Source organism: Providencia sp. R33 (assembly GCF_019343475.1).
In the GTDB taxonomy this organism is placed as follows: domain Bacteria; phylum Pseudomonadota; class Gammaproteobacteria; order Enterobacterales; family Enterobacteriaceae; genus Providencia.
Genome location: NZ_CP072453.1, coordinates 3,398,542 through 3,413,251, shown reverse-complemented (window position 1 = coordinate 3,413,251; position 14,710 = coordinate 3,398,542). Strand labels below are relative to the sequence as shown.

Below are 14,710 nucleotides of genomic sequence, written 5' to 3'. Positions count from 1 at the left end.
AAGGGTGACTAATTTTTATATTATATCAACCGTTTAAACTCTTTACCTGAAAATATAATAGCGGCATTACCCCTTTCAATTTGGTAATGAGAATGGTGACGTTGCTTATCCAATACATTTAATTGTTGTGATTGATGTTCATTAAGCTTCCATTGTATCAATTGTTTAGCCAATTTTTTGTTTGCATGTTGGCTACGTTCAGATTGAACTTTTACAGTGATCCCCGTTGCCACATGCCTTGCTCTGACCGCAGATGAGGTTTTATTCACATGCTGCCCTCCTGCGCCTTGAGCTTTAGTGAATTCAAATTCGATTTCACTTTCTTCAATAGGTTGGATCGCTGAAAAACGGATCACACTCATAAACCAATTTTTTCGTTTATGGCGAGGGCGTAAAGGGCTCGGGCACTGCCATTGCACTGTCCCACACCAAGTTTGGACTAGCTGCTCTGCATGCTCTCCTTCAAGAGAAAGCAAGGCAGATTTTAATCCATGTTTGGATGGGAATGACTCTAGAATATCAATGGTGACACGAAGATTTGTTGCCTCTTGTAAAAAACAGGCTAGTGCTTTTTCAACAGCAATACAGCATTCTTCAGGGCCTTGTGCAGAGGAAAATTGTAATAACATAATTAACATTCTCCACTGGTTTTGTAGGTGATAACAGGTTTTAGCCGAGCCACGACCTGAATAACACCAATATTCACCATACTTTCAATCACAGTATCAATAGACTTATAAGATTGCGGGGCTTCTTCGTAAATCAATTGTTTGTTTGCACAGATAACACGGCTACCTAATGCTGTTCGAGATAATTGAAGCGGCGTGTAACGATGTGACAATCGCCCTTTACACTCAGTTCTCATCCACTTGCGACCCGCTCCGTGAGCAAGGGAATTTAGACAAACGTCATTTGGTTGAGGTGATACCAAGTAGCTGTAATCACCTCGTGAGCCAGGGATAATCACAAAGCCACGGTCAGAAGGTGTGGCACCTTTGCGATGAAGCCAGCCATCAATGCCATTGATATTGCAAGGCTCGACTAAATTATGATTAATATCTAAGCTCAGCTCCCCGGCAGCTTTAACTTGCTGCAACATACGTAAACCAATCAAGCGACGATTTATTTGCGCAAAATTAAGCGCATTTTGATGCGCATGTAGGTATTCTTTTGCATCATCAGAGCCTTCACAAAGCCCATTATGACTGTGGCGCTCCACATGCTGACGTAAGATAGATTGACCTAAACCACGAGATCCACTGTGAACAAGCAACAGTAATTGTTGTTTATTTAGACCGCTTTTAGCAAATAATTCAGGCTGTAATATTTCATCGATTGATTGAAATTCAGCAAAATGGTTACCACCGCCAATAGAACTTAGTGATGCCATAAAATCATGTGATTTCATGTTATTAGGAACATGTTCATTAAGCCATGTTAATGAGGCATGGTCCGGCATCTCAGAAAGTTGTTTTTCGAGCTTATCAAGATTAACTTTTGATTTTTTAATATTCGTTTGAAACAAACTCATTCCGCAGCCAATATCATTTCCGACAAGGGCGGGATAGAACCGTTTGGTGGAAAAAAATGCTGCACCAATTGGGTATCCACGACCAGGGTGGAGATCTGGCATACCAACGACGGATACCATATTGGGTAGGTTTGCAGTAGTTTGTAATTGTTGGATTGCTTTACTTTCAATCCAAGTTGTTTCCGTGGCGATATAACTGACGTGTTCGCTCACAGAATGAAAAGTATTGCCCATAAGTCATTAACTCATTTCTAATTAAAAAATAAGGTGAATTAGCAGGCAAAACTGAATAGAGAGGAAACCTAGTATTGAGTATGCCCGCAAAGAGTTTGATTAGTTGTTGTCATGATAAACCTCCTTGCAGTTTGTTATTGGATAGAAAACGCAGCGGATATTAGCTGGATGTATTTTTGTTTGCAAGTGTTATTTTTTTTAATGAAAATTTTAGTCTTTTTCTTAAATTTAAGAGTTTAAATAACGGTTTAAAAATAGATTTTTATTTTAAATCCTATTTAATTATTTTTCTAATAATATCTAAATAAAGCGTTTTTAATAAGCATTTTTATGAGGTAAAACGTGCGTCAAATATAAAACTTTGCTACTCTTTGGTTGGGTGCTTGAGCCTTTCTGGTTCAAGTCACTTATTTTGGATCAGAAATGAAAAAGCCCCGTTAGTTATTATTCACCAACGAGGCCTGATCCAAAACTGAGCAGTTAGGATTGTGCCTCTTAACAATTAAGAGGTCAAGGGAAATGAGCAAGTTCGCAGTGATTGCGTTTGTATCGGCGTGTATTACCGTGTTAGGTGTTTCGTTATTAATACGCGACAGGTTATGTTATGTCGTGATTAGTCATGGGAATACAGTTGTTCAGACAATATTTTCTTACGAAGAATTATGTTGTATTACGAGGGGGTTAATCCCCTCGTAATTTCTCTTTTTAATTGTTTGGTTTGTGGTATCAAGCACCCAAACTATTTTATCTTTAATTAATGGCGGAATTATAATTAGAAATCAAAGTTAAAAAATAATGTTATTTTAATATTGTCGCGTGCGTAAAATATAAAGCTTTGCTACTCTGCAATTGGGTGCTTGAGCCTTTCTGGTTCAAGTCACTTATTTTGGATCAGAAATGAAAAAGCCCCGTTAGTTATTATTCACCAACGAGGCCCGATCCAAACCTAGACAGTTAGGATTGTGCCTCTTAACAATTAAGAGGTCAAGGGAAATGAGCAAGTTCGCAGTGATTGCGTTTGTATCGGCGTGTATTACCGTGTTAGGTGTTTCGTTATTAATACGCGATAGGTTATGTTATGTCGTGATTAGTCATGGGAATACGGTTGTTCAGACAATATTTTCTTACGAAGAATAATGTTGTATTACGAGGGCGTTAATTCCCTCGTAATTTCTCTTTTTAATTGTGTTAGGTTTTGGCATTAAGCACTCAATTAAAAACACCCCAAGATTTGATTTAATCTTTGGGGTGTTTGTTTTGTTTAATTACTTTATTTTAAATTATTAAATAAAGAGCTGACTAAGCAATATGAACTGTTTTTCCACCAATAATTGTACGTAGTACTTTTACATTTTCAATATCGTCCGCAGGGATTTCAAATACATTACGATCCAACACAATCATATCAGCGAATTTACCTGCTTCTAATGAACCAAGAACGTCTTCTCGATGCTGTGCATAAGCAGAGTCAATCGTTGCGCTGCGAAGAACTTCAGTCACGGTCAGGTCACGGTCATTATCTAGTCGTGGTGCTTGTTGGCCATTAATATCACGGCCTCGGCGTGTTGCTGCCACTTTTAAGTCATACCACTCATCAAAGTCATCGATAGGCCAGTCGCTACCAAATGCGACAACTGCACCAGCATCAACAAATTTAGCGATTGGCTCTAATTGCTCAAAACGCGTTTCACCTAGCATATTTTTCTCGAATGCAGCCAGCTCAGGCGTTGGTGCAGCCCACTGGAAAGACAAGCAAGCAATGGTTTTTAAACGTGCAAAGCGTGCGTAATCATCCGCATGAACAAGTTCGTTGTGCGCTAAACCTGGGCGAATATCTTTTTCAGGGTGAGCCGTACGCATTTTTTCGATGGCATCTAAAACAATAGAAACTGCGCCTTCACCAACGGTATGCAAGTGTGGGTCATAGCCTGCCGCTGCAATTTTTTCCATTAGCTCGTCTAGGATTTCAGCGGTGAAATAGAGGTCGCCATAGTTGTCGGTCTCAACCCAATTTGGCGCATCATCGGTGCCTTGGTTAATGCGATAAGGCTGTAATAATGACGCTGTCATGGTTGGGAATTGCATCACACCATCAACAAACATCTTAATATTATTTAAACCGATACCCGGTGTTGGAACCCAATCAGCTTGGTGCCACTTTTTAGCGAATGCAACCGCTTTATCAACCGCCGCAGCAACAGATGCCACATTAGGGGTTTCGTCTGGTGTGATTTCGCGAGCCGCTTGGAAACGAATTGTGAGGTCACCGCGTTGTTGTAATTGTGCAAATGCTTCGAGTTGTTGCTCAGAAACACGGGCGTCCATCACCATGGTAACACCTTGCTGGTTAAGCACTTTTTGCACTAGTTCAGCAACTTCAATCGCTTGATCGTCACGAATAGAAGGGATGCTATCAGCAGCGCGCATCGCAGGAGCATCTTCTAAAATACCGTTAAGTTCACCATTTTCATATTTACCAATTTTACCATCTGGTGGCTCAGGGGTATCTTTAGTAATACCGAAAAGCTCAAGAGCACGGCTATTGGCAAGCAGTGTGTGGCAATCGTTTGAAAAGAGCACGACAGGGCGTTTGGTATTCAGTTTGTCCATGTCTTCGCGGTACATATCAATACCTGCGGGGATCATGCCTTGGCGCAACCAAGCCGTGACTTTTAACCAATCATTTTCACCAGTACGTGGGTCTTTATCTAAGTGATCTTGTACACGTTCGAGAATTTGATTAATGGTCAGTGATTCATAGTTTAAATGGCAGCCGAATAATTGAATTCCACCCCAAAAAGGGTGCATATGGCCATCAATGATGCCAGGCATCATCATTTTGCCTTCTAAGTCGATACTTTCTGTTTCTGGCCCAACGTATTGATGAAGTTCATCAGACGTACCTGTGGCTAAGACATAGCCATCACGAACAGCAATCGCATCAACGACGCGGTCTTGAGTATCTGCAGTATAGATATAACCGTTAAAATAAATAACGTCAGCAAATTGATTATTCATTGTAAACCAAACCGTCTGTATCAGTGGCGCTTGAGAAGAGCCAGAGCTAAAAAAACAACGGGGAAGGCTAATGCTTTCCCCGTAATCATTTATTAGGCTTTGAATGATTAGTTAATAATCATCTCAGTCTCATCGTCAGAAATTGCAGGTGGACGACGAGTAAAGCCATGGGTTAGCAATGCCAAATAAACGGCACCTGCTGCTAACCACCATAAACCGACCTTAAAGGCTTCGCTATCAAGGCTTGTCCACAACCATAAGGTAAGAACAACACCAATAGAAGGCATAATAAGGCAAGTAATAACTTTTGTATTATCTAATGACGCTTTACGGTCAATATAAAAATGCTTAATGACCGATAGGTTCACAAAGGTGAAGGCGATAAGTGCACCAAAGCTGATCATCGATGCGACCATGCTTAAAGACAGCACCAGTGACAACAAAGACGCAACCGCAACAAAGATAATTGAGTAAATCGGTGTATTCAGTCGTGGGTGCAAATAAGCAAACAGCGAACGAGGTAACACACCTTCACGGCCCATGGCATAGAAAATCCGCACGATACTGGCTTGTGATGTCATGGCTGAAGCAAACACACCAATAACATAAGCGGTAATAAAGCTGGATGCCATCATCGCACCGCCAACTTGTTTCATAACCGCAAGGCTAGCAATATCCGTGTTCGGAATAAAATCTTGCCACATTGGGTACACTAAATGTGCGCCATAAGAAATAACGACAAATAAGGTACCTGCGATAAATACGGTGTATAAAATCGCTTTTGGTAGTGCGTTGCGTGCATCTTTAGTTTCTTCAGCCATAGTTGAAATGGCGTCAAAACCTAAGAATGCTAAGCATAATACCGCTGCACCAGCAAACAGCCCTGGGACTTGATCTGCCATAACGGTAATCGGCGCTAATAAAGCATCAGTATCCAATACAAATGATGTTTTAAAACTTAAGTATAAAAATACACCAATAAAGATAATTTGCATCAGGATGATTAGCATATTCATTGAGGAAACTAATTTAATTCCCAAAATATTCATGATGCTAACAATCGTGATGGTGCTACAAATAATCACATACATTGGAATATCAGGAAAAGCTTCATGGACGAAGATCCCAATAGCAATGTAGTTGATAATCGGTAGGAATAGATAGTCGAGCAATTGTGCCCAACCCACTAAAAAGCCCAGTGTGCCGCCAAAGGTTTTTTGCACGTAAGAGTAAGCCGACCCCGAAAGTGGGAGCGCGCTAGTCATGCGGCAATAGCTCATGGCAGTGAAAAAGACGGCAGCTAATGTAATTAAATAAGCGACAGGCAAATGCCCTTCACTTAATACAGTGACTTGCCCATAGGTGGTGAAAATCCCGAGTGGCACCATATAAGCCAACCCGAAAAAAACTAACGCAGGAGTGGTCAGTACACGTTTCATTTGAACGGTATTCTGTTGCATTTTGAAGCCCTTCCCAAAAGCCCTTAACAACGTCAACTCTGTCTGAATGCACAGGCGGAGCGAACCTAAAATGCAGCCGTACTCGTCATACTTCGAATCACAACGTTGTTGGCTTTGCGCGTTCGCACTAGTCGCATACTTTTGTATGCTCCCAGCGACTCTCTTGCTTGCCGCCTAGTTGTGTTTTCGAATTATTTAGAGTCATACTCGTCATATTTCGAATTGCCACGTTGTTGGCTTTGCGCGTTCGCACTAGTCACATACTTTTGTCTGCGCCTAGCGATTCTCTTGCTTGCCGCCTAGTTGTGTTTTCGAATTATTTAGAGTCATACTCGTCATATTTCGAATTGCCACGTTGTTGGCTTTGCGCGTTCGCACTAGTCGCATACTTTTGTATGCTCCCAGCGACTCTCTTGCTTGCCGCCTAGTTGTGTTTTCGAATTATTTAGAGTCTTACCGCTACATGATTGTATTAAATTAAATTTTAGAACCGACTGTATTCAATTTCAGAAAACCTCGCACCAGGACATCTTAAATTGAATGTCATCGTGCGCACTTTAATGAAACGTCAGTGATGAATCGGACCATCACCATCCGCTGGGGTGAATACAAGCGGCGTACAATATAATTACCAAGTTCCTATTAAGCAATCATTAATTGAAAAAAATAAACAACTACTTTTATTTCAATAAGTTGTTTAGTGGATGAGATATTAGTTGAAGTGAATTTAAGATAAGTTAAATGATAGTCATTTTTAGAAGAAAATCAAGCTTGATTGACCTTTTCTAACCTATTGATTTTGCTTTTTTATTTTAAATAATGGAATATAAACAAAAATGCTTAATGATAATTAATCTATTTAATTTAAAGTTATTTAAAATAAAACGCATAGAGCATTAAAAATTGAATTAGTGAGTTTTTCATTAATGAAATTAATTGTTTTGGTTCCATATAATGAAACACCAACGCTACTTTAAATATAAAATAGACGCTGGTGTTTGAACTTAAGGCTAATTAACGGCTATTTGAGACACAAGAATACAATAAGCGTTATTTCTTTCTCAGTTTTTGTTGAGTGTATAATGCATCTAATGTAAATAAAATTAATGCAACCCAGATAAACCCAAAGGTGATTAGCAGTTCAGAAGTTATGACTTCACCATACATAAAGACGGCCAATAAGAACATAATACTTGGTCCCATGTATTGGAAGAAACCGAGTGTGGATAGTCTTAAATGGTTAGCCGCTTCTGTAAATAGCAGTAATGGCACAGTAGTAATGACCCCAGCAGCAATTAATAATGCGTTAAGATGCCAATCATTCATTGCCATGTTGCTAGTTGGACTATCTGCAAAGAATAATAGGAAAATAATGCCGACAGGGAGCAACCAAAGTGTTTCAAAGGTCATTCCAATTTGGGCATCCACTCCCAGTTTTTTACGTAATAACCCGTACGTCGCGAAAGTCACTGCAAGGCTTAAGCCAATCACAGGGACAGAACCGAATTGCCATAGTTGGATTAAGACGCCAGTTAAAGCAAGGCCTACGGCTACCCATTGCATGCGGCGAAAACGTTCTTGTAGAAATAGCATCCCAAATAAGACGTTAACGAGTGGGTTGATAAAATAACCGAGGCTGGCTTGTAGCATATGGCCATTATTAACAGCCCAAATATAGATTAGCCAGTTACAGGCAATTGTCGTTGCGGTAACACCTAAAATTAATATTTTCTTGGGCTGTTTGAGAATTTGGCGTAAATAGCTCCAGTGACGCGTCACCGTTAATAACAAAAGCATAAAGAAAAATGACCAAATAATACGATGAGTCAGGATTTCTTCTGCGGGCACTTCTTGGATGCTTTTAAAATAAATGGGTGCGACACCCCAAATAAAATAGGCGCCTAAGGCACATAATACGCCTTTGGTAGTATTTTGCTGGCTCATTGTTGGCTCTGAAATTGAATTAAAGACAAATAAAGAAACTTATACAGAGATAACGAGCCGTAGATTATGCAGATCATGCGGCTCGATTTTTGATGCTTCTAATGTGACATTGCTCATGTTTTTTTACAAGCTATTAGTTTACTAGGTAACTAATTATTTACAAGAATGGTTTATCCTACGAGATAAGTCGCTGTTGCTGTTGCAATATGTTGATTATTTTCATTATGTAGTTCACAACGTGTGACGGCAATCTTATTACCATCTCGCAGTAAGCTTGCACTCGCTGTAAATAGCTCTCCACGACCTGGACGCAAATAATCGACACGTAAATCAATGGTGCCCATTCGTGACATTTTATCGACAATTTCAGTATGAGTGAGGGGGGTAATGCGCTGTAAAATGCGGTTAATGCACACCATGCCACCGGCGACATCCAAAATAGAGGCAATCACGCCACCGTGAAGGATATTTTGTGTAAAATTGCCGATTAATTCTTGGCGGTTTTCAATGGTGAGTTGAACAAAATCGTCATTAATGTGAGCGAGTTTAATGCCGAGTAGCTGATTAAAAGGCATTTTATAGATAAATGCGTGGCTCATTAATTTACTGGCTTCTTCTAAAGTATAAGTACGGTCATTCATTGGTTTCATCCCTTAAATAATATGTAAATAGAAAGTTAACATTATGTTTTAAATATGTCTCTAACAAACATATGAATAATCTTTCAACAGTGGTCGCGTTTTGTGTGTAAAATAGGACAAATTTTATTTTTACGATGATGAAAATAGGAATGACTAATGCGCGCTTTACCGATGTTGATAAGTGCAGTGCTCTGCTTTTGGTCTGCTTCACTGTTTGCCACTGAAAATACAGGTGTTCAAACCGAACAGAATATAAAAGATAATACGCCAATTCGTGGCAGTATTATTTCTGGCTTATTGCAAAATTACGATAATCCATTTGTTTTGTATCCTTACGAATCTAATTACATTATTTATACCTATACTTCCTCGATGAATAAAAACGCGATTTCCAGTTATAACTGGGGGGATGATGCGTTAAAGGATGAAGTTAAATTCCAATTAAGCTTGGCGTTTCCACTTTGGGCGGGTATCGCTGGGGATGATTCTATTTTAGCGGTTTCGTATACCCAGCGCTCTTGGTGGCAGCTTAGCAATAAAAAAGAATCCTCTCCTTTTCGAGAAACCAATTACGAGCCCCAAGTATTTGTTGGCTGGCTAACGGATTATCAATTTGCGGGTTGGACTTTACGTGAGTTTGAAACAGGGTTTAACCATGAATCAAATGGTCGCTCTGACCCAACATCTCGCAGCTGGAACCGTATTTATGCACGGGCCATGGCGCAAAATGGCAATTGGCAGGTTGACCTCAAACCGTGGTATCGCATTCATGAAAGCGAAGGCAGCGATGATAACTCGGATATCACAAAATACATGGGGTATTATCGCGTAAAAGTTGGTTATGCATTGGGAGACAGTGTTTTTACCACCACGGGTCGCTATAATTGGAATACGGGTTATGGCGGAGCAGAGTTAGGTTGGAGTTATCCAATTAGCCAACATGTGCGATTTTATACCCAGTTGTTTAGCGGTTATGGCGAGTCAATGATAGACTACAATTATCGCCAAACACGTTTTGGTATTGGTGTTATGCTAAACGATATGATGTAGTTTAGACGCCATCGCCCCGATATTATCTGACAAGGCGAAATTGCCGTGTCATAAATCAACAATTTCGCTGCTCAAATGGGCAGCGACTTGTTTTAGAGATTGAGGAAGTTTGTGTCCACTGCTTGTGTCATTAACCAACTTTCACTGGCTGAAAACGTACTGAATAGCACGTTTGGTTATCAGTCATTTCGTCCCGGCCAAGATGCGGTCATCGGGGCTATTTTAGATAACCGAGACTGTTTAGTATTAATGCCAACAGGCGGCGGAAAATCCTTGTGCTACCAAGTACCTGCACTGGTGAAGCAAGGTGTGACGTTGGTGGTTTCTCCGCTCATTTCTTTGATGAAAGACCAAGTTGACCAATTGCGTTTGCATGGTGTGAATGCGGCGTGTTTAAACTCATCACAAACACCGTTAGAACAGCGTCAAATCATGGAGCTATGCAGTAATGGTGAGATTAAATTGCTGTATGTTGCTCCTGAGCGGCTATTAACTGAGTATTTTCTTAACCAGCTCTCAAGTTGGGACATCACGTTATTAGCGGTGGATGAAGCTCATTGTATTTCCCAATGGGGCCATGATTTTCGGCCAGAGTATCGTGCATTAGGGCAGCTGCGCCAAGCGTTGCCCAATGTGCCTGTTATGGCGCTAACAGCAACGGCCGATGAAACTACACGAACCGATATCATCCGTTTATTGGAACTTCATGACCCACTCGTCCATGTGAGTAGTTTTGATAGGCCAAATATTCGTTACACACTCGTCGAAAAATATAAGCCATTGGACCAACTTTGGTTTTTTATTAAAGGCCAAAAAGGCAAAGCGGGTATTGTATATTGCAATAGCCGCAGTAAGGTGGAAGAGACTGCAGAGCGCCTACAAAAGCGCGGTTTGAGTGTTGCGGCATACCATGCAGGGCTCGATAGCCAACAGCGTGAGTGGGTGCAAGATGCTTTTTTGAAAGATAACTTGCAAATTGTGGTCGCGACCGTCGCGTTTGGTATGGGGATCAACAAATCAAACGTCCGTTTTGTCGCGCATTTTGATATCCCGCGTAATATTGAAGCTTATTACCAAGAAACAGGGCGAGCAGGGCGTGATGGCGTTGAAGCCGAAGCGGTTTTATTTTATGACCCTGCAGATATGGCGTGGCTGCGCCGTTGTCTTGAAGAAAAGCCCGCAGGCATGCAACAGGATATTGAGCGGCACAAACTTAATGCGATTGCCGCCTTCGCTGAAGCACAAACTTGCCGTCGCTTGGTGTTGCTCAATTACTTTGGCGAAAATCGCCAGCAACCTTGCGGGAACTGCGATATTTGTTTAGATCCCCCAAAACAATACGATGGGTTAATTGATGCTCAAAAAGCGCTGTCTTGTATTTATCGTGTTGGTCAGCGCTTTGGTATCGGCTATATTGTTGAAGTATTGCGCGGGGCGAATAACCAACGTATTCGTGATTTAGGCCATGATAAATTACCGGTTTACGGTATTGGTAAAGATCAAAGTAATGAACATTGGATAAGCGTAATCCGTCAATTGATCCACTTAGGGATGATCACCCAAAATATTACTCATTTTTCCGCGCTGCAATTGACGGAAGCGGCAAGGCCTATTTTACGTGGGGAATCTGCGTTACAGCTTGCCGTACCGCGTGTTTTAGTCACAAAAAGCCGTAATCAACAAAACAAAGTTTACCATGGCAATTATGATAAGAAGCTGTTTGCCAAACTGCGAAAATTACGTAAATCGATAGCGGATGAGGACAACATCCCACCATTTGTGGTGTTTAATGATGCCACATTAATTGAAATGGCAGAGCATGTTCCGACAACATCCGCCGAATTACTGTTAATTAATGGCGTTGGTGAGCGCAAACTTGAGCGTTTTGGCGAGTCATTTATGACTCTCATCCGAGACCACCTTGAAGGTTATGAATGAATAAATAAGGAACAATAGGATGACGCCTGAAAGCCTAAAAAAGCGCTGGTTAACTCGAGAAACACAGTTTTCAGCTTTTGCCAATGGCCCACTTTTAGACTTTTGGCAGCGCCGTGAAGAACTGAGTTTTCAGGGCGTTGATGATATCTCTATTCATTATGTTCGTTTTATTCATCCAAAGCATCATAAAGCCATTGTCATTTCACCGGGCCGCAGCGAAAGTTATGTGAAATACCCCGAAGTAGCGTATGATTTTTATCATTTAGGCTATGATGTTTTTATTCTTGATCATCGCGGGCAAGGGCGATCGGGGCGCATGTTAGCGGATCCCCAAAAAGGTCATGTCGAAAAATTTACCGACTATATTGATGATTTTGAACAATTTATTGAATTAGAAGTTAAGTATCGTCACTATCCGAAATGTTATGCACTAGCCCACTCAATGGGGAGTGCGATTTTAGCGGGCTACCTACTGCGTGATAATGTGACCTTTGATGCAGCAACGCTGTGCGCACCAATGATTGGCATTAATTTGCCGATGCCACGCTGGATGGCGAGCTTTATCGTCGATAGAGCCGAGTCACGTGAAAGCGTACGTAATGATTACGCAGCATCGACGGGTAAGTGGCAGCCTTTACCTTATTTAATCAACGTATTAACCCATAGTTCAGAGCGTTATAGGCGTTATTTGCGTTACTATGCAGATTACCCAGAATTGCGACTTGGTGGCCCAACATACCACTGGTTACGCGAAAGTTTTGCGATTGGCGATGAGCTGATTGCGAAAGCGGGAGAAATTGATGTACCACTGATGGTGTTAGAAGCAAGTGAAGAAAAAGTGGTCAGCAATAAAGAGCTACAAGCTTTTTGTCAAAGTCGGCAAAAAGCGCAAATAGGACGAGAAGAAAAATTACCCCTCATTATCGAAGGGGCTCACCATGAAATCCTATTTGAAGTGGATGCGTTAAGAGCTATGGCGCTCAATGCTATCTGTGATTTTTTTGACCAGTATTAGTTAGGGTTCGAATATGAAATATCCGTTAGTGGCTTCCGATTTGGATGGGACACTGTTATCGCCCAACCATGATTTAACGTCTTATACCAAAGACACATTAAAAGAACTTGTCGCAACGCAGAATGTGCATTTTGTGTTTGCAACGGGTCGTCATCATGTGGATGTTGCACAAATTCGTGATGGATTAGGCATTGATGCCTATATGATTACCTCTAATGGGGCAAGGATCCATAATACCCAAGGGGATTTAATTTTTGAGCACAATGTGGATCCTGAAATCGCCCATGAGCTTTGCCTGATGGAGTTTGATAATCCAGAACTTATCACGAATTACTATCATGGTGATGATTGGTTTATTAACCGTGAAAGTCCTGAGCAAAAAGAGTTTTTTAAAGAGTCTGTCTTTAATTATCAATTATTTGACCGTCATGATTTTGTGAAATCTGAAGTGTGCAAAGTCTACTTTACCAGTGAAGATCATGACCTGTTGGTGGATTTACAACAACGTATTCAAAACCGTTGGCAAGACCGAGTGAATGTTACTTTCTCACTGCGTAGCTGCTTAGAAGTGATGGCAGGGGCGGTTTCTAAGGGAGAAGCCCTCAAACAAGTCGCTGCGCTGCATGGTTTGATGGCTAATGACAGTGTTGCGTTTGGTGATGGCATGAACGACAAAGAAATGCTGACCATCGCAGGAAAAGGCTGCATTATGCAAAATGCTCATCAGTTGCTCAAAGACGCCTTACCACAAATGGAAATAATTGGCTCAAATGCGGATGACGCTGTTGCGCGTTATTTAAGGCATCAATACCTTAATCAGTAATAATCCATTTTTATGTGATAAATAAGCCAGATAGACTCAATGTTTGTCTGGCTTTTTTCGTATATCTGGATTAAAAATGAAGATAACTCAAGTGTTATGCAGCGAAACGTGCTTTTTGTGAAAATTAGGCCACTTTTCCTATTTTTTCCTACTTAAACTGAATTTACACTAGGGGAATGAGTGTTCGAGTCGATATTAATGGATAGCGCTGTGTTCACAGTTAGCAAATTGCACTGTTGAGGGTTTCTTAGGATGAAAAAAGTTGCGTTAGCACTGTTGTTGGGGTCTGTTTGCTTTAGTTCTATCTTAACCGCTAAGCCTGTCGTTGCACCGACAGCGGCTTCATCAACGCAACAGCCTACCCTGGAGCAAATCACACAGTTAGCGCAAAAAGGTGACCCAACCGCTCAATTTCAACTGGGTGAACGTTATTTCAAAGGCCAAGGTGTTTCCCAAGACTCTAAAATTGCTGCTGAGTGGTTTATTAAGGCAGGAAATCAAGGTAATTCTGATGCCCAATTTAGGTTAGGTACCATGTTTGTGAATGGTTTTGGTGTTCGCCGAGACTATGACAAAGCGATGCTGTGGTATGAACAAGCGGCAGACAACGGCGATACACGCGCAGAAACCAATATGGCAATGATGTACGCGCAAGGCCTTGGCGTGACGCAGAATTTAGAAAAAGCCGCATTTTGGTTTAGAAAGGCGGCACAAGGCGGAAATGTCATCGCGCAATTTCATATTGGCCAAATGTATTCAATTGGCAGTGGTGTTGATTTAGATGATGAAAAAGCCGTGTTTTGGTTCCGTAAAGCGGCGAAACAGCAAGATGCTAAATCCCAAGACCGCCTCGGAGTGATGTATTCTGAAGGGCGTGGTGTGAAGAAAAACTTATTACAAGCCTACGCTTGGCTATCAACAGCCGTGTATAGCGGCAATGCGGAAAGCCATCGCCTACAAGAGAAAATCGCAGCACAGTTAAGCTCAACGGAATTAGAGCAAGCACAAAAGCTGGCGGAAGGATATATTCAATCCTACGGGCACAAAGATAGCTAA

At 41.2% G+C, this 14,710-nt stretch carries 13 protein-coding genes; 7 read left to right on the top strand and 6 right to left on the bottom strand.

The window, feature by feature from the left end:
• Positions 1-20 precede the first annotated feature (20 nt).
• Both prfH and J6836_RS15960 read right to left on the bottom strand, forming a co-directional pair.
• The gene (gene prfH, locus J6836_RS15965) at positions 21-632 is read right to left on the bottom strand and encodes a peptide chain release factor H (protein WP_219249536.1); all 612 of its coding nucleotides are present in this window, start codon (positions 630-632) and stop codon (positions 21-23) included.
• Complete coding sequence (locus J6836_RS15960) at positions 632-1,765, bottom strand: RNA ligase RtcB family protein (RefSeq protein ID WP_219244945.1); 1,134 nt, start codon at positions 1,763-1,765, stop codon at positions 632-634. Before J6836_RS15960 ends, prfH begins: the two co-directional genes overlap by 1 nt.
• Positions 1,766-2,284: 519 nt before the next feature.
• On the opposite strand from J6836_RS15960, the gene J6836_RS23365 reads away from it, so the two are divergent.
• Both J6836_RS23365 and J6836_RS15950 read left to right on the top strand, forming a co-directional pair.
• Positions 2,285-2,461, top strand: a complete 177-nt coding sequence (locus J6836_RS23365) for a Hok/Gef family protein (protein ID WP_219244944.1) — start codon at positions 2,285-2,287, stop codon at positions 2,459-2,461.
• A 297-nt stretch (positions 2,462-2,758) separates the two neighbouring features.
• Positions 2,759-2,902, top strand: a complete 144-nt coding sequence (locus tag J6836_RS15950) for a Hok/Gef family protein (RefSeq protein WP_219244943.1) — start codon at positions 2,759-2,761, stop codon at positions 2,900-2,902.
• 162 nt (positions 2,903-3,064) lie between these two features.
• Here the strand turns inward: J6836_RS15950 and J6836_RS15945 are convergent, their stop codons facing one another.
• From J6836_RS15945 to J6836_RS15930, 4 genes are all read right to left on the bottom strand, one after another.
• Positions 3,065-4,783 (bottom strand): amidohydrolase, encoded by a 1,719-nt coding sequence (locus tag J6836_RS15945; RefSeq protein ID WP_219244942.1) that lies wholly within the window; start codon positions 4,781-4,783, stop codon positions 3,065-3,067.
• A 107-nt stretch (positions 4,784-4,890) separates the two neighbouring features.
• Positions 4,891-6,243 (bottom strand): APC family permease, encoded by a 1,353-nt coding sequence (locus tag J6836_RS15940; protein ID WP_219244941.1) that lies wholly within the window; start codon positions 6,241-6,243, stop codon positions 4,891-4,893.
• Positions 6,244-7,293: 1,050 nt separating this feature from the next.
• On the bottom strand, positions 7,294-8,187 hold the full coding sequence (gene rarD, locus J6836_RS15935; RefSeq protein WP_219244940.1) for an EamA family transporter RarD: 894 nt from the start codon (positions 8,185-8,187) through the stop codon (positions 7,294-7,296).
• 170 nt (positions 8,188-8,357) lie between these two features.
• Positions 8,358-8,828: a thioesterase family protein gene (locus J6836_RS15930; RefSeq protein ID WP_219244939.1), complete on the bottom strand. Its 471-nt coding sequence runs from the start codon at positions 8,826-8,828 to the stop codon at positions 8,358-8,360.
• A gap of 156 nt (positions 8,829-8,984) precedes the next feature.
• On the opposite strand from J6836_RS15930, the gene pldA reads away from it, so the two are divergent.
• The 5 genes from pldA (at position 8,985) to J6836_RS15905 (ending at position 14,710) form a co-directional block, all read left to right on the top strand.
• Positions 8,985-9,878 carry a phospholipase A gene (gene pldA / locus J6836_RS15925; protein WP_219244938.1) on the top strand — a complete coding sequence of 298 codons (894 nt, stop codon included), beginning with the start codon at positions 8,985-8,987 and terminating at the stop codon, positions 9,876-9,878.
• A 111-nt stretch (positions 9,879-9,989) separates the two neighbouring features.
• Complete coding sequence (gene recQ / locus J6836_RS15920; protein ID WP_219244937.1) at positions 9,990-11,816, top strand: ATP-dependent DNA helicase RecQ; 1,827 nt, start codon at positions 9,990-9,992, stop codon at positions 11,814-11,816.
• Positions 11,817-11,835: 19 nt separating this feature from the next.
• Entirely contained in the window at positions 11,836-12,831 is a 996-nt protein-coding gene (gene pldB / locus J6836_RS15915; RefSeq protein WP_219244936.1) for a lysophospholipase L2, read from the top strand.
• A 13-nt stretch (positions 12,832-12,844) separates the two neighbouring features.
• Positions 12,845-13,654 carry a sugar/pyridoxal phosphate phosphatase YigL gene (gene yigL / locus J6836_RS15910; RefSeq protein WP_219244935.1) on the top strand — a complete coding sequence of 270 codons (810 nt, stop codon included), beginning with the start codon at positions 12,845-12,847 and terminating at the stop codon, positions 13,652-13,654.
• A 252-nt stretch (positions 13,655-13,906) separates the two neighbouring features.
• A complete protein-coding gene (locus J6836_RS15905) occupies positions 13,907-14,710 on the top strand; it encodes a tetratricopeptide repeat protein (protein WP_219244934.1) in 804 nt (267 codons plus the stop codon).